The sequence below is a fragment of the Sulfurimonas gotlandica GD1 genome (genome assembly GCF_000242915.1).
In the GTDB taxonomy this organism is placed as follows: Bacteria; Campylobacterota; Campylobacteria; order Campylobacterales; family Sulfurimonadaceae; genus Sulfurimonas; species Sulfurimonas gotlandica.
Genome location: NZ_AFRZ01000001.1, coordinates 1,020,454 through 1,040,927, shown reverse-complemented (window position 1 = coordinate 1,040,927; position 20,474 = coordinate 1,020,454). Strand labels below are relative to the sequence as shown.

The window sequence follows — 20,474 nt, the reverse complement described above, 5'->3', positions numbered from 1 at the left end:
TTTAAGCCTTAGAAGATTTTAATTGCATAACTCCAAAAGCAACAATCGTCCCAATAACTATCTGCCACGAAAAACCAAGGCTGATTCCAAAAGTGTAAGGTTGAAGTGAGAGTACAGTTACAAAGCCACCCACGAGTGCAAAAGGAACTAGTTTATAATTTCCCCTTGAAGTAAATATAGCAGAGAAGAAAACACCTAAAAGACCAGTGTAGGCAAAAGCCATAACACCAAGAGCAAAACTGATGAGTGAGAGGTCGCTATATCTCTGCCAAAAATAACTTACCATTGCCATAAGAGATAAAACAAGGGCAAAAAAAACTACTGCATTTCGTGAAGCTTTTACAAAGTGCATCTCATCTATCTCACCTTGTTTTAGTTTCCACGGTTTGTAGAGGTCTTCGATGGCTACAGATGCCATAGCTCCTAAGACTGAGTTTGTACTAGAGAGTGCTGCAGCGATTGCCCCAACAGTTACTAAACCGCGAAGACCGTCTGGCATCTCATTTAAAATGTAGTACATAAAGATAGTGATATTTTCTCCGTCAAAACTCTGTACTACAGATGCTTTGTGGTAAAAGACAAAGAGCAGGGCACCGATGGCAAGAAAGAGTAAAACTACAGGAATAGTAAGCAAGATTGAGACTATAAGAGACTTTGCAGCATCTTCTTTATTTTTACAGCTGAGAACTCTTTGCGTCATATCCTGATCCATACCAAAAGCGGCAATGTTTAGTAGCAGCCAGCCGCTAAGAAGGCCAATAACACTGAATTTGCCATCAAGAGAAGTGTCAAAAAGACGGAGTTTATTGTTCTCACTAAGCACTTGCATAATGTTTACACTATCAAGCGAGTAGTAGAGATAAACAAGAACAACAATACCTGCTCCGACATAGGTTATGGCTTGGATGATATCACTTAAAATGACAGATTTTATACCGCCAAAATATGTATATACCAAAGCCCCAAGCATTAAAATTGTTATGGAGAGCATTACATGAAGAAAGATTATATCTCCAAAAAGAATCATTGAAATAGCTAAGGCACCGATATAGAGTCTCGCTCCACTTGCAAGAACACGACCGATGAGAAACATGATTCCCGCTTGTTTCTTTGCAGATTCTCCATATCTAGTTTCAAGGAGTTCATAAACAGTTACTGCTCTCATTGCGTAAAACTTAGGAATAAGAACATAGGCTACAAAGATAACAGCGACTAAACCTGAGAGATAAAAACCTATAAATGTAAAGTCGTTTTTGTATGAAAACTCAGGTGCTCCTAAGAATGTTGCGGCTGATTGAGAAGTGGCTAAAACAGAGATGGCAACGGCAAACATAGGCATGGAGTTTGCACTTACAAAGTACTCTCGTGATGTTTTGATTTTTGTCTGTGCTAAGATGTATGAAGTAATCGCTAATATAAGAAAATAAGCTCCAAAAACAGACCAATCAAGAAAAGAAAAAGCACTATGCATCTATGGTTTCTTTAGTCCTAACTCTGCTACATGTTTTCTAACTCTATTCATAAATTTTTCCCCAGGATCAGCTTTTTTTGTTCTATACTCAGCATCTTTTTCTAGCCAAAGAGGAGTTTTTTCCATCTGAGTATATTCATGATGACCGATGAGGTATTCTATATTTGGATACTTTGCTTTTAGATATTTTACAAGTTTGATATTTGCATCTACTTGTTCAGGAGTTAAATCATCTTTAACATTATCTTCACCACCAACATTTTCTATGCCTATACTAGAATAGTTAAGTCCTATAACATGTCTTGCCATCCAATTATCCGGCATAAGTTGATATATAGTTCCATCACGGGCTACTAAAAAGTGCGAAGAGACATTGAGTGCTCCGGCATCTGCTATGTCGCCTCTGTCGCTGTAGAGTGTGTTTCCTTTTAGCCTTTTAAAACAATCTTCAAAATCCATAACGGCAGTCCAGTGAAGAACTATAGCCTTAGGTTTGATGTTTATGTTTTGCACATCAAAACCATAGTGTTGTTCTATGTAAGCCTTACTCATATCTATACGTTCTTGTCCAAAATCTATTGGTCTGTGAACTATAGAATTTTTTGTGTGCAAGTTTTCAATTCTTCTATTTGACTCTATGATTCTTTTCTTTGAAATTGCTCCACTCTTTACCTGTGCGTAGATTATCTCTACTAACTCTTTTACGTCGTTTGATGCTAGTTGATTTCCAAAAAGAAGAATGTCTACACCAGAGTTTATGGCTAGAGTAACACTCTCTTTTAGATTGTAGTGATCTGTAATAGCTTTCATTTGTAAATCATCGCTAATCAATACACCTGTAAATCCCATTTTTTGGCGAAGAAGTTTAGTGTTAGTGCTGTATGAAAGTGTTGCAGGATATAGTGCATCTAGATTGGAGTTAAAAACATGAGCACTCATTATCATATCTGCTTCTTTTGAATTTATAAGGTTTTGATATGGTACTAACTCTTTTTGACTCCAAGTATTTGAAATATCTACAAAACCTTTATGTGAATCTCCCAGTGAAGAACCATGTCCTGGAAAATGCTTTAATACACTTATTACATTATGTTTTGTTTGAGAATCTATGACGATTTTTGCGTAGTGAGTTACTTTTTCGCTATCTTTACCAAATGAACGTTCCAGTTCTGATATAACTTTGTTTTTAGGATTAATGTCTAAGTCAACGACAGGAGCAAAGTTACAGTTGATATTATTATTACTGAGCATTTTTGATTGTCTGTTATATATGTCTTTGGCTTGAGTTAGTGAAAGGTATGAAACTTCTTTAGCAGATGGAAATCTGTCAAACCCGTAGTAATGTTTCAGTCGTGCAATATTTCCACCTTCTTGATCAACTGATATTAAAAGTGGTTTACGTGAAAATTTTTGAAGTTTGGCAGTTAGCTCTTGAAGTTGTTCTGGTGTATCTATATTTTTAATTTGGCTTCTTTTTTTATAAAATCTATCAAATAAAACCACTCCTCCTAGTTCATATTGCTGAATATATTCTACAATCTCAGTATTGTTGTTAACGCTTTGGTTTTCAAATCCAACAACGAGCATTCGACCTATTTGTTTTTTTAGTTCTGCATCTTTAGCATCTAGTGTTAAAAAAGTTAGTAAGAGTATTAAAATATATCTCAATTATCAGCCTTAAAATTAATTTTATTGTTTATATCATCTATAACATTAAAGATAAGTGATTTTGTCTTTTCTTTTGTCACCATTTGCGGTTCAAAATGGTCACTTACAACTTTAAAAATATATCTGTTTTTTATGTTTTGTGTGGCTCTTAAGAAACCTTCAGACTCCATGTCAGCAAGTTCATATTTGCCACTATATGTGACCTCATAGTCTAAACATGTAAGATTTTCTTCAAAAGCATCAATTAGTTGGCCTATTTTAAACTTTTTGTCTCCACCGCAAATACCAACGTTGATGATAGTGTCACTTTTACTCATTGAATTTACGATATTTGAAGTTGCTTCAAACATATTCTCTGTGCCTATACCACTTACAATAAGAGTGACTTGAGAGTTTTGTTTGTTTTTTGAAAGTTTATATTTATCTACAAAAGCTTGAGCTTCTGATTTTAAAGCACATATGATGTATAACATTTTAGAATCCTGTGTTACAATTGTACAAAAAAGATAGGAAATAAGTCATGCCAATTTTAACACCTGACTATTCAACTATAAATCATGAAGAGATGGCAAGTGCAATAGGGCTAAAGATAAAGCATATACCTATTTTAATAAATAGTTTTTTAAATGAGACTCCTCCAATATTGATAGTATTGGAGGAGGGAATAAAAGATAGAAATTATTCCAATATAAAAGCACATGCCCATGCCATAAAAGGTAGTGCCGGCAATTTGAGATTTGATGAAATATATGAGATGTCAAAAGAGCTAGAGTTTGCAGGTTCAGATGCAAAAGAAGATTTTGAGTATGAAGCTTATTTGCAAGCTATTAAAGATGCAATAGCAACTATTTCCGCTGTTTAGAGAGTTATTTTTACAAAGCTTTGCTATTTGAGATATTTTAGCTATAATTCCACCGCTCTTCTTTAGACCTGTGCAATGGTGTTTTAGGACAATGTGTCAGGGTAGGAATACAGCAGCACACCCAAAAGTGTTATGTGCCGCAGGTATCTGGAGAAGGGTACTTCTTAAATAAACAATCAAAAAAATTAATCTTCTCTATATTTACTTATTCCACACGGCTGATTCGGTTTTGGTGGATTATTTTTTAAGTATGTTAAGTCTTCTAGTGTCTGCGATAAAACTTTCTTCTGTTGAAGTATTGGAAGCATTAGATTATCTTTCTCATTAAGAGGAATATCCCAATTTAAAAGTATTTTCTGTACTTCGTCATCTAGCTCTTTTAGTGCGTTATCTATGTGTTTAATTGAATTCATGCGGTTATTGTAGCTAAAATTTAGAAATTTTTTGGTATAATCCCACTCTCAAATTATGAGAATTTTACAAAGGAGCCATCGATGCCAAAAATGAAATCGGTAAAAGGCGCTGTTAAGCGTTTTAAAGTTAAGAAAAACGGTTCTGTTAAACGTGGTACAGCGTTCAGAAGTCATATTTTAACTAAACAAGATTCAGATACTCGTAGCAAGCAAAACAGCCCAAAAGTTGTTTCTAAAGCTGACGAAGCAAACATTAAGGCTATGATTAACTAATTTAAAAATTAGTAAATTATAAATCTCCAGTTAATTAACTGGGCAAGACCACCAATTGATGTGGCACCTTATCACAAAAAGTGACCGGGTAAAGAAAAAAGGAAAAAAATGCCAAGAGTAAAAACAGGTGTTGTTCGTAGAAGAAGACACAAAAAGATATTAAAATTAGCAAAAGGTTTCTATAGTGGTCGTCGTAAACACTTTAGAAAGGCTAAAGAACAAATTGAAAGATCATGGGTATATGCTCACCGTGACCGCAAGCAAAAGAAACGTGATTTCCGTAAATTATGGATTGTTCGTATCAATGCTGCTTGTCGTTTAAATGGGATGAATTATTCTACTTTTATAAATGGTCTTCACAAATCTGGCATCGAGCTTGACCGTAAAATTCTTGCTGATATGGCGATGAATGACGCAGCAGCTTTCACAGCAGTTGCAGAGGCATCTAAAGCAGCACTTAACAAATAATTTTTGTTAAAATTAGACTTTCAACTATATGTTGGAAGTCTTGATTTTATGTAAATACAGTACTGAATTTCCTTTACTATTATAGTAGATTCCCATTGAAGCACTTCTAGATACAAAAACACCTCTTCCATTAAAAGATTTAACATTTCTAAATATTTCACTTAATATTTTAGTGTCGAAACCTTCCCCATCATCTTTAATTCTTGTTATAATATAGTCAGATGAATTGTATGTGATTTTATTTATAGTAACATGAATCTTTTTATCACATGATTCTTGCTTTCTTTGCAGAGTTTTTAAATATGTATCTTCTTCTATAAGTCTATGTTTAGTGGCTGAATCAAGACCCAAATTACCATGTTCGTAAGCATTCATAAATAATTCTGTAAACACTACACTAGCATTGTATATTAGTTTTACATCATTTGTTATAGTATCCCATACATTAGCATTCCATACACCGGCATTCTCAATCTCATCCATATTTGTGCTAAAACTTTTCTGAGCAATAACAGTGTTTACTAAGTCTAGTTTATTAATAAATATAAACGTAATGTCATCTTCAGCTATATTAATTTTCCAAATAAGTCTTTCTCTCATTTCCTCTTTCGTAAAAGAATTCAAGAAGTCTTCTTCTATATAATCTATATATAGTTTATCTTTAAATCTTGTGGAATTTTCAACCATTCCATCACTGTAAAAAAGAAATTTATCAATATTGAAAATGTCATAAGTTGATATCTGAAAATCTCTCATATACTTACTAATAGGGCCATTGTTTGACTTTATTTTTATTATCTCATTCTCTTTATTTTGTAATAGTATTGCTGGCATAGCAAATTTTGCATAGTGCATATTGGAGTTCATGCAGTCAAGAATTATATAGTCAATTGATAATGCTTCTTCGTCTAGTAGTATTGGTTTAATATATTCTAATGATTCATGTACAAGTCTATAAAGATCAAAATTATCTAGATATTTCATCTTGTCTATTATGTGATTGATGAATGATGTGACGAGCATAGAGCTAAGAGAGGCAGATAGACCTTTACCCATTCCATCAACTACGAGGTAAAACGTTCTATATTTATCTATTTTTCTTGCACTGTATGAATCACCACTTAAAATATCTAGAGGCTGATATGAAAAATCTACAAGTGCTGTACATGTCCCATCAAGCATTTGGTAGTAAAAATCATTTCGTAGTATATTTAACTCTTTGGCAAATGCTAAATCTTCTTGATACGAACTATACTTTTCTTTTGCTTCTAAGTCTTGCATCTTAGAATTTTTTTTATTTTCTAAGTATTTATTAGCGATTGTTAATTTTGAAACTGATTCAAGAGCAGTGAGAACTTCTTGTTCAATTATAGGTTTTTTAATGAAGTTATTTACGTGAAGTTGTAGTGCTTTTACAATTACGTCGACTTCTGTAATCGCGCTAACCAAGATGATTGGAATATCTTTATTTGATATTCTAACTCTCTCGATCATATCCAAACCATTGAGTTTTGGCATGTTGTAATCAGTAATAATAATGTCTATCTTTTCAGAGATATATTTTTCATATCCCTCTTCCCCATCTCTGGCAAAGACTATCTCTTTGATGTAACTTTCGAAAATAGCTTCATACAAAATTCGCGTGGTAGCATCATCATCAACACATAAGAGTGTTAACGACTTCATACTTTCTAAAACGTTGTCGTCCAACTCAATAGGTTCTTTTAGCATATATTGGTTGTACTAAACTCTAAACTTACTAAGTTCATGCTGCAGTTTATCTGAGTCACTAGATAGTTTGTTAACACTGCTTTCTACTTTAGTCCTATGTTCAATATTTTCATTTGATAGTTCTATAATCTCATCCATATAAGTAATTAACTCTTTTGTTTTTGTTGCAATATATGTACTTTGATGCATAACATCTTTTGATTTATCGGTTGTTACAGATAGATTGTCTTTTGTCTCTTGAGAATCAGCTATAAGCTCTTGTGCTGAACCAGATATATCCTGCATGTTTCTTGATGTCTTGTCAGTTTCTTCTGCTATCTCAATAACATTTTGTGTGATTAAATTTACATTTGCACTGATCTCACTAAGAGATTTTTGTGTTCTCTCTGCAAGTTTTCTTACTTCATCAGCAACAACGGCAAAGCCACGTCCGTGTTCACCTGCACGTGCTGCTTCAATAGCTGCGTTAAGAGCAAGTAAGTTTGTCTGGTCTGCAATGTCTGAGATAATAGCTAGTACATCTTTAATATTTTTTGCTTGTTCAGTAAGTGATGATACTTTTTGTACTAAGTCCTGTTGATGTTCACTTCCCTCATCAATAGCATGTACAACAGAATCTAGTTTTGACACAAAACTATCTAAAACGTTAAATGTTTTATCTAAGTCCTCTGTTACCGTAATAGAAGCTTCTTCAACCGCATCAAGTCTCTGACCAACTTCAGAAACCAGCGTATTGATATTTGTTATTTTAGTGTCTGCTATTTCACCATTTTTAGTTAAGTCTTCAACAACATTATTTAGTTTTTGACTTTCTGCGGTTGTAGCTGCTGATACAGCTTTTGCTTGATGCACACTCTGTTTAAATGCAATAATCATAACATTTATGGCTTTTGATATCTGAGATATCTCATCCTTACCTTCAACAATGATGTCACATGTTAAATCAAGATTATCAGAAACACAGCTAATTTTTTCAAGTGAGCTTTTAACACTTATATTTATACCTTTAGATATTATAAAAATAATAATAAAAATTACTACAGCGAAGATAATATAGCTTGCAAGTGTAATAGTTGTAGTCATTTTTGAAGCAGATTCTACCTCTGCTAGTAGTGCGTTATTTTGTTTTGCAAGTTCATCATCAACCTGTTTTAAAAGGTTTATTTTTTTAGTTATTGTTTGAAACCAAACAACACTGTCAACCCCAAATCCGCCTTCAGATGCTTTATCTCTTGCAATATTTCTCATGCCGTTTACTTCAGCAATTACAGGAGAGTTCATTTGAGATTTGTAAAATGCTTTAGAACTCTCAGTAGCCATTGCTAAAAATGAGTCCATATAAGCATCTTGTTCAGCAACTAGAGTTATCCATTTAGAAAACATTCCAGGACCAAACTTATCTGCTGCAAATGTTCCACTAAGTACGGCTCTTTCGATTCCGGCTCTCTCTTTTGACTTTAAAAAGTTAGTATATGCATCTAGAGATTTAACCAACTCTTGTGTATCAGCTAGTTTAGCAGTAAGAGAAACTATATCTAAGATTTTTTTATTCATTTTAGTATAGTAAGCTACTTCATCTTTTACGCTAATACTAAGAGAATCAACACTTGCGCGAATATTGTTAATTTTGCTCATATCAAGATTTAAAGCTGCAATATCATCTTGTAGCTCTATAGGAAATGAACTTAGATCAAGTGTTGAAGCATAAGCTGTAAACTCGTCATTTCTTTGTGTAGTCAGTAATCTTTGCTTTGGAAGAATGTCTGCAAACTTAGTACCTTTTGAACCAAGAAAACCTGCACTCGCACCTCTCTCTTTTTGCGTCTCATGAATTAATAAAGATAGCTTTTGAGAGAGTATGTTTAACTCTTGTGCTTGAGATATTACTGATCTGTCATGAATCGCCTTGCTTGTAGTAAGTGCAATAATAATTAAAGCAAAAGAGACAACAATCGCAGCAATTAGATTAAGTTTGAATTTTATGCTCATTTTATGCTCTCCTTGCCTTGAAAGTTGAAGCTAGATTAAGATCCGCAAGCAGATGCATAAGTTGTTCGTTTCCTACACGCATCTCTATATTAATATTGTCTTTTAAAATAAGTTTATTAAAATAACCTATAACAGAAGATGTGATAGAGAGAGAATCTATTATGTTTATTGTTATATTTTTGTGTTGAGTCACTACACTGTCAACCAGATTTTTAATTTGAGAAAAATCATTAATACTTTTTATATTGCCTGTGATGTTAATAGTGTTCGAAGATGATGTGATTTCCATAGGTAGAACTCCTTATTGTTGTACGCTATATTTTATTACGTTAATGATTAATCTTTTATAAAACCCTTGATGTTTAGCATCCATTCTTTCATCTTTTTCTCATAGCCAATCTCTTTTAAATCTACAAATTTCAATGGCTTTGAGAGATAAGTTTGTTTTATATAACCACCAAAGTCATGAGGATAGAGATAGTTTTCATTTTTTTGGGTGATATTGTTAGGAATTTCTAGCATTACACCGTCATTAACAGCTTTTAGAGCAGAGTTGATTGCTAGGTATGCAGAGTTTGATTTTGGAGATGCACAGAGATAAATTACTGCTTGAGCTAATATGATTCTAGCTTCAGGATAACCAATTTTAGAGACACTAGTAAGAGCAGATGTCGTAAGTGTCAGAGCCTGAGGATTAGCATTACCTACATCTTCACTGGCTAAAATAACAAGTCTTCTTGCAATAAAATCAGCACTTTCCCCGCCATCTATCAGACGTGCGAGATAGTATATAGCCGCATCTGCATCTGAACCCCGTATGGACTTTATCAAAGCACTAGCAAGATCATAGTGAACACCGGCTTCACTGCTTCCTGCACTAAGTGCATTTGGTCGAAGGGACTTTAAAAGATGCATAGTTATCGTAGTATCTATACTAGAAGCAAACTCTAAAAGTTTTAGCATTGCACGAGCGTCGCCGCCACTACTGGCTATAAGATACTCTTTCGCATCTGTTTCGCAATCTAAATCTGCATATTTTAGAGCTTTATCTAAAAGAGATAAAAGTGCTTCGTTTTTAATGTGCTTTAGCTCAAAAAGCATAGAGCGGGAACGGATAGCTGATGTTAAAGAGAAAAAAGGGTTTTCTGTAGATGCGCCAATGATTAAAACAGAGTTGTTTTCCATTACCGGAAGCAGAACTTCTTGCTGGTTCTTAGCAAGTCTGTGAACTTCATCTATGAATAAAAGTGGTTTTTGAAGAGCATTCTTATATTGCTCAAATATTTTTCGAAGTTGTTCAATCTTTATGGAAGTTGCATTGAACTCATAAAATGGCAGATCCATTGTTTTGGCGATGATTCTGGCGATGGAAGTCTTTCCACAACCGGCAGGACCATAGAAAAAGCTGTGTCCTAATGTGTACTTTTCGCAAAGAACTCTAAGCGGAGCATTTTGAGCACTTAAGTGCTCTTGACCTACTAAGTCATCAAAAGAGTTTGGCCGTAGTAGATGCGTGAAGTCCAAGCTATTTTTTTCCTTTTTCTCTCGCTAACTTCTCTTCTGCTTTCATAAATGTAAATAGAGCAGAATATTCACTTCTACTTAAAAATCTAACCTTACCTGTTGGAAGATTATTGAGTTCAACTTCTGCAAAACTAATACGTTTGAGGTCAGCTACTTCAGTTCCAAAGTGTGCAAAGAATCTTCTGATTTCTCTATTTTGACCTTCAGAAATTGCTATTTTAAGGACTGAGTAATTATGTTCATTTTTTTGAATTTTGTAACCTAGAAAAGGTGCAAAAGTCATGCTTGTTACTTTAGAGTGGGAGTGACCGCCTGCAGTTGCATCTAAAAGTTCAAGCCCGTTCATCATAGCAGCTTCAATCTCTGGAGTTACTTCACCTTTGATTTTTACTTTGTAGATTCGTTCAAGGTTAGAATTCATTAGAGCTGATGCTATTTTTGACGCGTCAGTAAGAAGTAAAACACCTTCAGTTGCATAGTCAAGTCTTCCAACCGGAATGTAGTGCTTGTATTTTTTCTCTAAGCCGTCATAGATAGTTCTTCTACCTTTTGGGTCACTTTTTGTTACAAGTTCACCCTTCGGTTTGTTGTAAACTATAACTGTATATTTGTCTTTTGGAGTGATTTGTTTCCCGCTTACATAGACGATGTCATCTTTTTCATCTACTTGTGTTGCTGGATTGTCTTGAATCTCTCCGTTTATTCTTACATAACCATCTAGTATTGCTTTGTCCGCCTCACGACGAGAGTAGCTTGAGTGGTGTGCTATATATTTGTTTAATCGCATCATCATGATATGCCTTTTTCAATAAGCGTATGAATATGTAGTACGCCTTTTATCTTTTTATTTTTGTCTGTTACTACTAAAAGTTGTATCTTCATCTCTTCGATAATTACAAGTGCTTCACTTGCAAGAATATTTTCATCATCTAGAGTTCTTGGATTTTGAGTTGCATACTTTAAAACATTTTCTTCAAGCGAGAAATCATCTGCTAAAAGAGCACGACGAATATCACCGTCACTTACAAGTGCAATGAGAGAGTTGTTTTCATCTGCAATAAGTACAGTACCAAGTCTTCCATGGCTGATCTCAATGATTGCTTCTTTTACTTTTGTATCTTTAGAAATTATTGGTAAGTTGTCTTTTTTCATCAAATCACTGACTTTTACAAAAAGCTTTTTACCAAGTGCTCCACCAGGATGAAAAGAAGCAAAGTCGCTCTTTTTAAAGTTTCTTGCTCTCATCAGACAAACTGCCAATGCATCGCCAAGTGCCAATGTAAGGGTTGTTGAACTTGTAGGAGCTATGTCAAGCGGACAGGCTTCTTTTTCAACAACTACATCAATAACTAAATCACTGTATTTCCCAAGAGTTGAGTTTCTATCTCTTGTCATACCGATTAGAGGTGTTTTAAACCTTTTTATATGAGGTAAGATAGAGCTAAGTTCTTCACTCTCTCCACTGTAACTAATCGCTATAACTACATCATTTTGACTAATCATACCCAAGTCACCGTGAAGTGCTTCAGTAGGATGCAGGAAAAAGCTAGGTGTTCCTGTTGAAGCGAATGTCGCTGCCATTTTAGCACCGATTAATCCACTTTTGCCAACACCTGTAACTACGAGTTTACCTTTACATGCAAGAACCATTTCAACGGCTTTGTCAAATACATCACCCATGTTTTTTGAGGCTAGTAATAGTGTTTGCGCTTCAATATTTAAAGTTTCTTGTGCAATCTCTTTATAATTCATAACGTGATTATACCTTTTTTATCTTATAACGGCATTTTTATATGAAGAGAACTCTTTTAATCACCATCAGACATGGCAGCAAAAGCAAGTCTTTCTTCAAGTGATTTTAATGCTTTTTTTGCACAATCAGCATCTATGTCACCACCAGGGGCACCGCTAACACCTACCGCTCCAAGCATCGTATCACCAGACTTAACAGCAATACCACCCTTCATCATGATTAGACCATCTATATTATTTAATTCATTGCGAATATCAGCCCGTGCAGGAACAAAAGCCTCAGTATTAAGTCCTGACATAATTACTAGATTTGCTTTTTGGTTTGCAATATCCATAGTAAAACGCGCTGCATGAGTATCACGGAGAATGACTTGCACATTTGCACTACGGTCAACGACTACAGCACTTACCCAATAGCCTTTTTCACGGCAAGCTTCTACTGAGCGCTTTGCTACTTCCATCGCAAGTCCCATACTCATACGCTCAATCTTAACAATATCTCCGCCAAAAAGAAGAGATGTATTCATCAGTAAAAGTGTGATTGTCTTTGTAATTTTCATGTTTTTCCTTTTCTTTTATAATAATTTGAAATAATTGTACACATTTTTCATTAAGTTTGTCTGTATGAATTTCGAGATTATAAAATCCTAATGTTTTTTTCTTATTTTCATAAGATATAATTCGCTTATGAAAAAAATAGTTATATTATTTAGCGGTGATGGTTTTAACGCTCAAAACATTGTAAAAAAGTTGCATGAAAAAGAGTGCTTTGTAGTCTGTGGAATCACAAATAAAAAAGATGCAAAAGGTCTTGATAAACTTCAAGAACTCTCAGTAAAAACTGAAGTTTTAGAGCATCTAAATTTTAACTCTAGAGAAGAGTTTGATGAAGAGCTTGTTAAGCTTGTAAACTCATACGAACCTGATTTGGTAGTTTTGAGTGGTTTTATGAGAATACTTAGTGATGTTTTTACATCAAATGTAAAAGCCATAAATCTGCATCCATCACTTCTTCCAAAGTTTAAAGGTGCTAGAGCTATTGAGAGAAGTTTTGAGAGTCATGACACTGAATGTGGAGTAAGTGTTCACTACGTAAGCAGCGAGCTAGATGGTGGAAATGTGATTTTGCAAAAGAGTTTTAAGAAAGAAGATAACGAGACTTTAGAGAGTTTTTCTGCTAAAATTAAAAACATAGAGTATGAAATAATGCCACAAGCAATAGTGGAAGTTTTAAGGGACTAGGGATGCAAAAGCTGTTTGATGAAGTAGGTTCACTGGATAAGAGATGTTATGAGCAGTTTGGATTAAGTGAAGATATCTTAATGGAGCATGCTGCAAATGGAATGGCAACTTACATCCGTAGTAATTTTGCTAAAAACTCTAAAGTAATAGTAGTCTGTGGAAGTGGAAATAACGGTGCCGATGGCATCGCACTTGCAAGACTTCTTAATGGTGACTATCAAGCCAGCATCTACTACGCAAAAAAACCAAAATCCCAAATGGCACTTCTTCAGCAAAAACGTGCAGAGGCAATCGGTGTACAAGAGTGCTTTGAAATAGAAGTCTCTGATGTCTTGATAGATGCAATAGTTGGAACAGGGTTTTGCGGTGAATTTAGTTTAGAGCTAAAAGGACTTGTTCAAAAAATGAATGATTCAGATGCATTTAAAATGGCCTGTGATGTTCCATCGGTTGGTTTTCTTGCTGATGTGACATTGACTATGGGTGCTTTGAAAAAATCTATGTTTTTAGATGAAGCTAAAGAGTTTGTCGGAGAGATTATAGTTTTGGATTTAGGTGTTACCAGAGATATCTATGAGACTGCAACAAATTGGCATCTCCTTGATTTAGAAGACTTGCAACTACCAAATAGAAGTAAAAAGAATACTCATAAGGGTAGTTTTGGGCACTTGACTCTTGCTTGTGGGGACAAGAGTGGTGCCAGCATCTTAAGTGCAAAAGCAGCACTTAGATTTGGAAGTGGTCTGGTTACACTTATGGGATATGAAAATGAGCAGATTCCTCATAGTATTATGTACTCTCATGAACTGCCGCACAACACAACTGCTTTAGCGATAGGGATGGGTTTAGGAAATGAGTTTAGTGAAAAAGAGCTAGATAAATTTTTAAACAACTCACTGCCATTAGTTGCAGATGCAGATATCTTTCATATGGCAATAGTAAAAAAGATATTAAAAAGAAAAGATGTGGTTTTAACTCCACATGCAAAAGAGTTTGTAGCTCTTTTAAAACGTGCAAATCTTGCAGATATAAGTGTAAAAGAGTTACAAAAAAATCGTTTTAAATATGTAGAACTTTTTACAAAAGCTTATCCAAATATCACGCTTATCTTAAAGGGTGCTAATGTAATCATTGCTCAAAGCGAAGAATATTTTATAAACCCACATGGTACATCTGCTCTTGCAAAAGGTGGAAGCGGTGATGTGCTAAGTGGCTTAATAGGAGCACTCTTAGCACAGGGATATGAACCTCTCCAAGCTGCAAAAAATGCATCTTTAGCACACACAAAATTAGCACAAAGTTACAAGGGCGCTGATTTTTCTCTTACTCCAGATGATTTAATAGATGAGATAGGTAAGCTATAAGATAATTTCATTATAATAACGCCAAATAAGCAAAACTCATTTAGTTACGCTTGCCGCTTAGGCACTGAAGCTAGGCTCTATCGAGCCAGATAAATATAGAATATAGGAAAATTACTGATGGATAACATTTTAAAAATTGGAAAATATGAACTGGGTTCTCGCCTAATAGTTGGTAGTGGAAAATATGACTCTTTTGAAACTACAAGAGAAGCTACTCTTGCATCTGGAAGTGAACTTATCACTGTTGCAGTTCGTCGTCTGAATATTACAGACCCAGATAAAGAGAATCTTCGTGATACTTTTGCTGGAACAAATGTAAAATTTTTACCAAACTCTGCTGGATGTGTGACTGCAGAAGAAGCAATTACGACATTTCGTTTGATGCGTGAGGCAACAGGGATTGATTTAATCAAGCTTGAGGTAATTGGAGACACACAAAAAACTCTTTACCCTGATGTTATAGAGACTATCAAAGCTTGTGAAATTTTAGCTCGTGATGGTTTTACTATCATGGCTTATACTTCTGATGACCCGATTATGGCTAAGAGACTTGAGGATGCTGGTGCGCATGCTATCATGCCTCTTGCTGCTCCTATTGGTTCTGGTCTTGGTATTCAAAATCCTTACAATATAGTTTTCATTCGTGAAGCTGTAAGTGTACCTGTAATCGTAGATGCAGGAATCGGTTGTGCTTCAGATGCGGCTTATGCAATGGAGTTAGGAGCTGCAGGTGTTTTAACTAACACAGCGATCGCTCAAGCTCAAAACCCTATGATTATGGCTCAGGCTATGAAACATGCTGTTATAGCCGGTCGTATGTCTTATTTGTCTGGTAGGATACCTAAACGTCCATATGCAACAGCATCTTCTCCAATAGACGGAATGATACAGTTTTAATATTTAGAAAAAGAAAGTAATTTCTTTTTCTAAATATATTTACTTAATAACCACTCTATTCCTACCGCTTTCTTTTGCTTCATAAAGTGCTTTGTCAACTCTTTTAATAAATGTCTCTTCACTTTCATTATTCATATATTCTGTAACACCAAGTGATATAGTAAGGTTTCCAACAATTGCAAAAATGTACTCTTCTACGGTAGCTCTGAGCTTTTCTGCAAGGATTGAAGCGTGAGCAGTATCTGTAGATTGCAGTGTAATCATAAACTCTTCTCCACCCCATCTGGCTGCAATATCACTTGCTCTAGTGCTAGAGCTGATAATATTCGCGATATCAATTAGTACTTTGTCTCCAACATCATGTCCATAGGTGTCATTTACATCTTTAAAATGGTCTATATCAATAAAAATGATAGATAAAGGTGATGAGATAGCATTTGAGAGTGCAATCTCTTTTTCTAAAACATCGTTTAACTTACTTCTGTTAAATAATTTTGTTAAAACATCAGTTGAAGCCATATGCTCAAGTTCTTTAATTTTTACATACTCATTTGTGATTTCATCGAAAGTGACTAGATAGAGTACTCTATCATCTGTTTTTATATCTTTAGCATAAGGTCTGAAGTATCTATGTTCTCCATCCTTTTCTATACGAACTTTTAGCTGTTTAGAGTCTTGTTCTCTTCTTACATATTCAATCCAGTGAACACCATCATTGTATGTTTGGATGAAGCTATCGTTGTCTTCTACTTTCTCAAACATATCAGACAGGTATTCATGCTTCTCTCTGAACTCTTCTACAGAAGTATAACCGGCAAACTCAAGTATAGTTTTGTTAGCATAGATAACATTTTTACCATCGGCAAGTACGATAAAGCTGGCATCTGTATCAATGATCTGTTGTAGAAGTTGTTTAGTAGACTCTATCTCTTTTGTTCTACGGTTAACTTCACTTTGCAGTTTTTCACTGTGTTTTAATTGTTTATATATAAGTAGCGTAATACTTAGTAGGAAAAACAGTACAAATATTTTTAAAATTATCGCTCTATTTTTTATTGATGATGTAACAGTTCTAAACTCTGCACTACTTAAACTGACACTAATTCCACCTCTTACATCACCAAGTTTATAGCCTTGATGTTCGTGACATGGAAGACAGGCTTTAGTGGTGACTAATGCTCCCATATACTCAAAGTTGGATCCTTCACTTATTTCATAGTACTCTTTTTGTCCTGTTCTATCAATATGCTTTAATGCTCTTTCTTCAAATGGAGTCGCTTTGTTATTTGGGTTTATTGGTATTAGGCTTGTTATGCGGAAGTGAAAATCTTTAATATCTGCTATCTCTGATAGTTGTCTAGTCATCCATGCTGGGTTTACTTTAAAAAGTGTCAGATTTTCATCTACATACAGAGTGTTGTCAGGGAGATACTGGTTTGGTTTTTCACCCTCTAGAGGCTTGACATAAACACCCCCATATTTTGCAACCCATTTTCTAGTATTTACTTGGTCTTGAAAGTGTGTTTGGGCTTGATTCACAAGTATATGTTTTTGTAACTCTACACCCTTTTCACTAAAAACATCTATAGGGTAGAATAGAGAAAATACAGATACGATAAAAAGAGCACCAAGTGCTATATATTTGTTAAAATTACTCATTAGACTAATTTTAACAAATAGTTAAATCACTTCTTCTTAAATTTCAATATTCTTTGACAAATGTGTCATTAGCAGAAGTTGTCCCATGCCTTCAAAGAATTTATCAACTCCCATATCTTTAGCATCCAGTGCTTTTTGCAGGGCAGCATAGAAAACCAACTGAGACTCATCAGATGCTTGCATAAATGTATCTATAATATATTCAAAAGTCATTGTATGAACTTCTCCGTTTACATCAAAGTCTATAGTAGAGTTCGCATCTATACCTTCGTCTATTAGTATCTGTTTACACTCTCTTGTAATATGATTCATAATTATAAAACTCCCATTAAAGATAACATAACTATAAACATTGCAACTGGAGTTATGTATCGAAGTGAAAAATACCAAGCCTCAAATGCAAAGCCCAACTGAGGTCTAAGGATTGATTCAACTCTCTGCTTCTCTATTACAAATCCTACAAAGAGTGCCATTATGAGTCCACCAAGAGGAAGCATGATAGCAGCTGTTACATGATCAACCCAGTCAAAGAAGTTTTTATCTCCGAATGTAAGAGCTTCTTTATATCCATCTATGTTTGAAAGTAGGGCGATTATACCTATAAGATAGAAGAATAGACCCATTGCAACAGAAGCCTTTACTCTACTCCAGCTAAATCTGTCTATGAAATACTGAACCATAGGCTCAACTAGAGATACGGAAGATGTAAGACCCGCAAAGGCAAGAGCTAAGAAGAATAAGACGGCAAAGAAATTACCAATAATTCCCATTTCATAAAATGCTGCAGGAAGAGAGATGAAAACTAGGCCTGGACCTTTTGCGGGACCTGCTCCATATTGATAAAGAAAAGTAAATAACATAAGCCCTGCAACAATGGCTATTGTTGTATCTAAAAACACTACCCAAAAAGCATTTTGGACAAGATTTGAATTTTTCTCCATAGAAGCTGAATAGGTCATGATAGCACCCATACCAAGAGAGAGAGTGAAGAAGGCATGACCTACCGCAGTTACGAAAGCTTCAGAATCTATTTTAGACCAATCAGGTTCAAACATAAAATTAACTGCTCTGCCAAATGAATCAAGCGTAGTAGCATAAGCAAACATTCCTAGTAAAATAATCATAAGAGTTGGCATTAAAACCATATTTACTTTTTCAATCCCGCCTTTAATACCTCTTGTTAAAACGTGAGTTATCCATATAAATGCAATTGTATGATAAAAAAGTTGTGTCCAGATGTCCGTGTGAAGCATAGCGTTGAATGTTGTTTCGGCTTCTTTTACTGTAGCAGGAAGATAAGATAGGGATGTAACTATATAGTGAAATATCCATCCAATAACGACAGAGTAAAAAATCATAATAAAAAGACCGGCTAGCCCTTGAAAGCCACCATATTTCCAAATATGTTTATGTTTAGGTGCCAAATTCTCAAAAGATGTAACTCCATCTTTTCTTCCCATATATCCAATTAACATCTCTGCTATCATAATAGAAAAACCTATGAGTAAAACGGTAACAAGATATATAAGAACAAAAGCTCCACCACCATATTCACCTGCAATATATGGAAATTTCCATATATTACCAAGCCCAACAGCGCTTCCAGCTGCTGCCAATATGAACCCAATCCTACTAAATCTAGCTATTTTCATACGTATTTATCCCCTTAAATCGAAGTAATTATACTAGAAAATTAAAAGATATGAAAGAAATGTCAAAAAAGCATTGACATTCAAAACATTATTGACTATAATTTCGCCTCATTAATCAGCACTATCGCTTGGTTCTTGTGAAGGTCGGGGTGTAGCTCAGTATGGTTAGAGTACCTGGTTTGGGACCAGGGGGCCGAAGGTTCGAGTCCTTTCACCCCGACCACTTTTATATTTATAACTTTCGTATGGTGAGATTAGCTCAGTTGGTTAGAGCACTGGTTTGTGGTGCCGGGGGTCGCGGGTTCGAATCCCGTATCTCACCCCATTCAATAATCATAAATATAAAAACTTTTTAAAATAACAAATAAAATTAATTAGAAGCGTTCGTGGCTCAACTGGATAGAGTTTCGGATTTCGGCTCCGAGGGTTATAGGTTCGAATCCTATCGGGCGTACCACCTTTTTACATAGGCTAGCCGCTTGGGCACTGAAGCTTTGATTTTTAATAAAATCAAGAAATTGAAAATACAAGAAAATTTTAGTCATTTATGACTCACATGCCTCCTTAGCTCAGCTGGATAGAGCAACGCCCTTCTAAGGCGTAGGCCACACGTTCGAATCGTGTAGGGGGTACCATTTATTAATGTTATGAATTCTGCTTTATTTACGCGGATGTGGTGAAATTGGTATACACGCCAGACTTAGGATCTGGTGCTGCAAGGCGTGGAGGTTCAAGTCCTCTCATCCGCACCATTTATAAAGCAGAATTCATAACATTAGTATTTTTTTTAACAATCACATGCGGATGTGGTGAAATTGGTATACACGCCAGACTTAGGATCTGGTGCCGCAAGGCGTGGAGGTTCAAGTCCTCTCATCCGCACCACATACAACAAATAATCTCTCAAAACTATCTTAATAACAAACATTCAAATACTTTAAGAAAACTAAAAACACCAATTCAAATAGCTATATAATTTCTACAATAAGGACTTTTATTATGATAATTGACAAGTTAGAAAACTCTAATATGTATAATTTTGGAGAAGCATGGAAAATTGCATTTGATTTTTTGAGTTCATTGACTCCAGATTCAGAAGATATGAGATACAACATACAAGGCGATGATATCTTCGCCATCGTGATGAGCTATAAGACTACACTGCCGCAAACAGCAATACTTGAGTCACATAGAGAGTATGTAGACATTCAGACAGTTATAGTTGGTAGAGAGTGTTTTGAATGCTCTTTTAGAGATTCTCTTGCAGTTGATATGCCATATGATAAATCAAAAGATCTAGAATTGTATAAGCGAATTACCACAGGACATACTAGTGTTAATGTAATTCCTGGAACATTTGTAATGCTATTTCCACATGATGCACATATGGCTGGTTTGATGATTGATGATAAAGAAGAAGTTGTAAAAAAAGTGGTTGTTAAAATTAAAACAGAGCTTTTAAAAATAGTATAAAACTTATCAATAAAAACTTTATAAATATTTGTGTAT

The 20,474-nt window shown here is 34.9% G+C and carries 21 protein-coding genes, 6 tRNA genes and 1 other RNA gene; 14 read left to right on the top strand and 14 right to left on the bottom strand.

The annotated features are described in order from the left end of the window. Position 1: 1 nt before the first annotated feature. Genes SMGD1_RS05140 through SMGD1_RS05130 form a run of 3 tightly spaced genes read right to left on the bottom strand, consistent with a single transcriptional unit; the run spans position 2 to position 3,612 of the window. Complete coding sequence (locus SMGD1_RS05140; protein ID WP_008340826.1) at positions 2-1,471, bottom strand: sodium:solute symporter; 1,470 nt, start codon at positions 1,469-1,471, stop codon at positions 2-4. Beyond that, on the bottom strand, positions 1,472-3,139 hold the full coding sequence (locus SMGD1_RS05135) for a glycoside hydrolase family 3 N-terminal domain-containing protein (protein ID WP_008336951.1): 1,668 nt from the start codon (positions 3,137-3,139) through the stop codon (positions 1,472-1,474). Further along, the gene (locus tag SMGD1_RS05130; RefSeq protein WP_008335749.1) at positions 3,136-3,612 is read right to left on the bottom strand and encodes a hypothetical protein; all 477 of its coding nucleotides are present in this window, start codon (positions 3,610-3,612) and stop codon (positions 3,136-3,138) included. Before SMGD1_RS05130 ends, SMGD1_RS05135 begins: the two co-directional genes overlap by 4 nt. A 47-nt stretch (positions 3,613-3,659) precedes the next feature. On the opposite strand from SMGD1_RS05130, the gene SMGD1_RS05125 reads away from it, so the two are divergent. After that, the gene (locus SMGD1_RS05125) at positions 3,660-4,001 is read left to right on the top strand and encodes an Hpt domain-containing protein (RefSeq protein WP_008336380.1); all 342 of its coding nucleotides are present in this window, start codon (positions 3,660-3,662) and stop codon (positions 3,999-4,001) included. Positions 4,002-4,060: 59 nt separating this feature from the next. Then, positions 4,061-4,158, top strand: an RNA gene (ffs, locus tag SMGD1_RS14560) — signal recognition particle sRNA small type. Between the two features lie 28 nt (positions 4,159-4,186). Here the strand turns inward: ffs and SMGD1_RS05120 are convergent. Beyond that, a complete protein-coding gene (locus tag SMGD1_RS05120; protein WP_008336068.1) occupies positions 4,187-4,414 on the bottom strand; it encodes a hypothetical protein in 228 nt (75 codons plus the stop codon). An 81-nt stretch (positions 4,415-4,495) separates the two neighbouring features. On the opposite strand from SMGD1_RS05120, the gene rpmI reads away from it, so the two are divergent. Together rpmI and rplT are read left to right on the top strand one after the other, a co-directional pair. After that, the gene (rpmI, locus tag SMGD1_RS05115; RefSeq protein ID WP_008335149.1) at positions 4,496-4,687 is read left to right on the top strand and encodes a 50S ribosomal protein L35; all 192 of its coding nucleotides are present in this window, start codon (positions 4,496-4,498) and stop codon (positions 4,685-4,687) included. A gap of 108 nt (positions 4,688-4,795) precedes the next feature. Then, positions 4,796-5,155 (top strand): 50S ribosomal protein L20, encoded by a 360-nt coding sequence (rplT, locus tag SMGD1_RS05110; protein ID WP_008336303.1) that lies wholly within the window; start codon positions 4,796-4,798, stop codon positions 5,153-5,155. A 24-nt stretch (positions 5,156-5,179) separates the two neighbouring features. Here the strand turns inward: rplT and SMGD1_RS05105 are convergent, their stop codons facing one another. From SMGD1_RS05105 to SMGD1_RS05075, 7 genes are read right to left on the bottom strand one after another with little or no spacing between them, the layout of a single operon-like run. Next, positions 5,180-6,886 (bottom strand): response regulator, encoded by a 1,707-nt coding sequence (locus tag SMGD1_RS05105; RefSeq protein ID WP_008336945.1) that lies wholly within the window; start codon positions 6,884-6,886, stop codon positions 5,180-5,182. A 12-nt stretch (positions 6,887-6,898) separates the two neighbouring features. Next, positions 6,899-8,875, bottom strand: a complete 1,977-nt coding sequence (locus SMGD1_RS05100) for a methyl-accepting chemotaxis protein (protein WP_008335856.1) — start codon at positions 8,873-8,875, stop codon at positions 6,899-6,901. A gap of 1 nt (position 8,876) precedes the next feature. Next, complete coding sequence (locus SMGD1_RS05095) at positions 8,877-9,164, bottom strand: hypothetical protein (protein ID WP_008335413.1); 288 nt, start codon at positions 9,162-9,164, stop codon at positions 8,877-8,879. A 47-nt stretch (positions 9,165-9,211) separates the two neighbouring features. Continuing rightward, positions 9,212-10,399, bottom strand: a complete 1,188-nt coding sequence (locus tag SMGD1_RS05090; RefSeq protein ID WP_008335966.1) for a replication-associated recombination protein A — start codon at positions 10,397-10,399, stop codon at positions 9,212-9,214. 1 nt (position 10,400) lies between these two features. Further along, entirely contained in the window at positions 10,401-11,192 is a 792-nt protein-coding gene (locus SMGD1_RS05085) for a pseudouridine synthase (RefSeq protein WP_008335718.1), read from the bottom strand. After that, positions 11,189-12,151, bottom strand: a complete 963-nt coding sequence (locus SMGD1_RS05080) for a KpsF/GutQ family sugar-phosphate isomerase (protein WP_008336759.1) — start codon at positions 12,149-12,151, stop codon at positions 11,189-11,191. Before SMGD1_RS05080 ends, SMGD1_RS05085 begins: the two co-directional genes overlap by 4 nt. Positions 12,152-12,207: 56 nt before the next feature. Continuing rightward, positions 12,208-12,711, bottom strand: coding sequence for a GlcG/HbpS family heme-binding protein (locus SMGD1_RS05075; protein ID WP_008335713.1), 504 nt, complete (start codon positions 12,709-12,711; stop codon positions 12,208-12,210). Between the two features lie 127 nt (positions 12,712-12,838). Between SMGD1_RS05075 and purN the strand changes: the two genes are divergently transcribed. From purN to SMGD1_RS05060, 3 genes are all read left to right on the top strand, one after another. Next, on the top strand, positions 12,839-13,393 hold the full coding sequence (purN, locus tag SMGD1_RS05070) for a phosphoribosylglycinamide formyltransferase (protein WP_008336200.1): 555 nt from the start codon (positions 12,839-12,841) through the stop codon (positions 13,391-13,393). A 2-nt stretch (positions 13,394-13,395) separates the two neighbouring features. Then, complete coding sequence (locus SMGD1_RS05065; RefSeq protein ID WP_008335817.1) at positions 13,396-14,757, top strand: bifunctional ADP-dependent NAD(P)H-hydrate dehydratase/NAD(P)H-hydrate epimerase; 1,362 nt, start codon at positions 13,396-13,398, stop codon at positions 14,755-14,757. A 117-nt stretch (positions 14,758-14,874) separates the two neighbouring features. Continuing rightward, positions 14,875-15,654: a thiazole synthase gene (locus tag SMGD1_RS05060; protein ID WP_008335319.1), complete on the top strand. Its 780-nt coding sequence runs from the start codon at positions 14,875-14,877 to the stop codon at positions 15,652-15,654. A gap of 39 nt (positions 15,655-15,693) precedes the next feature. Here the strand turns inward: SMGD1_RS05060 and SMGD1_RS05055 are convergent, their stop codons facing one another. From SMGD1_RS05055 to SMGD1_RS05045, 3 genes are read right to left on the bottom strand one after another with little or no spacing between them, the layout of a single operon-like run. Then, positions 15,694-17,313: a diguanylate cyclase gene (locus SMGD1_RS05055; protein WP_008336599.1), complete on the bottom strand. Its 1,620-nt coding sequence runs from the start codon at positions 17,311-17,313 to the stop codon at positions 15,694-15,696. 36 nt (positions 17,314-17,349) lie between these two features. Then, complete coding sequence (locus SMGD1_RS05050) at positions 17,350-17,625, bottom strand: hypothetical protein (protein ID WP_008335136.1); 276 nt, start codon at positions 17,623-17,625, stop codon at positions 17,350-17,352. A gap of 2 nt (positions 17,626-17,627) precedes the next feature. Further along, positions 17,628-18,965, bottom strand: a complete 1,338-nt coding sequence (locus SMGD1_RS05045) for a sodium-dependent transporter (RefSeq protein ID WP_008335472.1) — start codon at positions 18,963-18,965, stop codon at positions 17,628-17,630. A gap of 145 nt (positions 18,966-19,110) precedes the next feature. On the opposite strand from SMGD1_RS05045, the gene SMGD1_RS05040 reads away from it, so the two are divergent. From SMGD1_RS05040 to SMGD1_RS05010, 7 genes are all read left to right on the top strand, one after another. Continuing rightward, positions 19,111-19,188, top strand: a tRNA-Pro gene (locus SMGD1_RS05040). A gap of 25 nt (positions 19,189-19,213) precedes the next feature. Continuing rightward, positions 19,214-19,290: transfer RNA gene (locus SMGD1_RS05035), tRNA-His, on the top strand. Positions 19,291-19,345: 55 nt separating this feature from the next. Further along, a tRNA-Arg gene (locus tag SMGD1_RS05030) sits at positions 19,346-19,422 on the top strand. A gap of 101 nt (positions 19,423-19,523) precedes the next feature. Next, positions 19,524-19,600, top strand: a tRNA-Arg gene (locus tag SMGD1_RS05025). Between the two features lie 32 nt (positions 19,601-19,632). Beyond that, positions 19,633-19,717: transfer RNA gene (locus tag SMGD1_RS05020), tRNA-Leu, on the top strand. Between the two features lie 48 nt (positions 19,718-19,765). Continuing rightward, positions 19,766-19,850 (top strand) — tRNA-Leu (locus tag SMGD1_RS05015). A gap of 114 nt (positions 19,851-19,964) precedes the next feature. Further along, positions 19,965-20,438, top strand: coding sequence for a NanQ anomerase/TabA/YiaL family protein (locus SMGD1_RS05010; protein WP_008335438.1), 474 nt, complete (start codon positions 19,965-19,967; stop codon positions 20,436-20,438). Positions 20,439-20,474 lie beyond the last annotated feature (36 nt).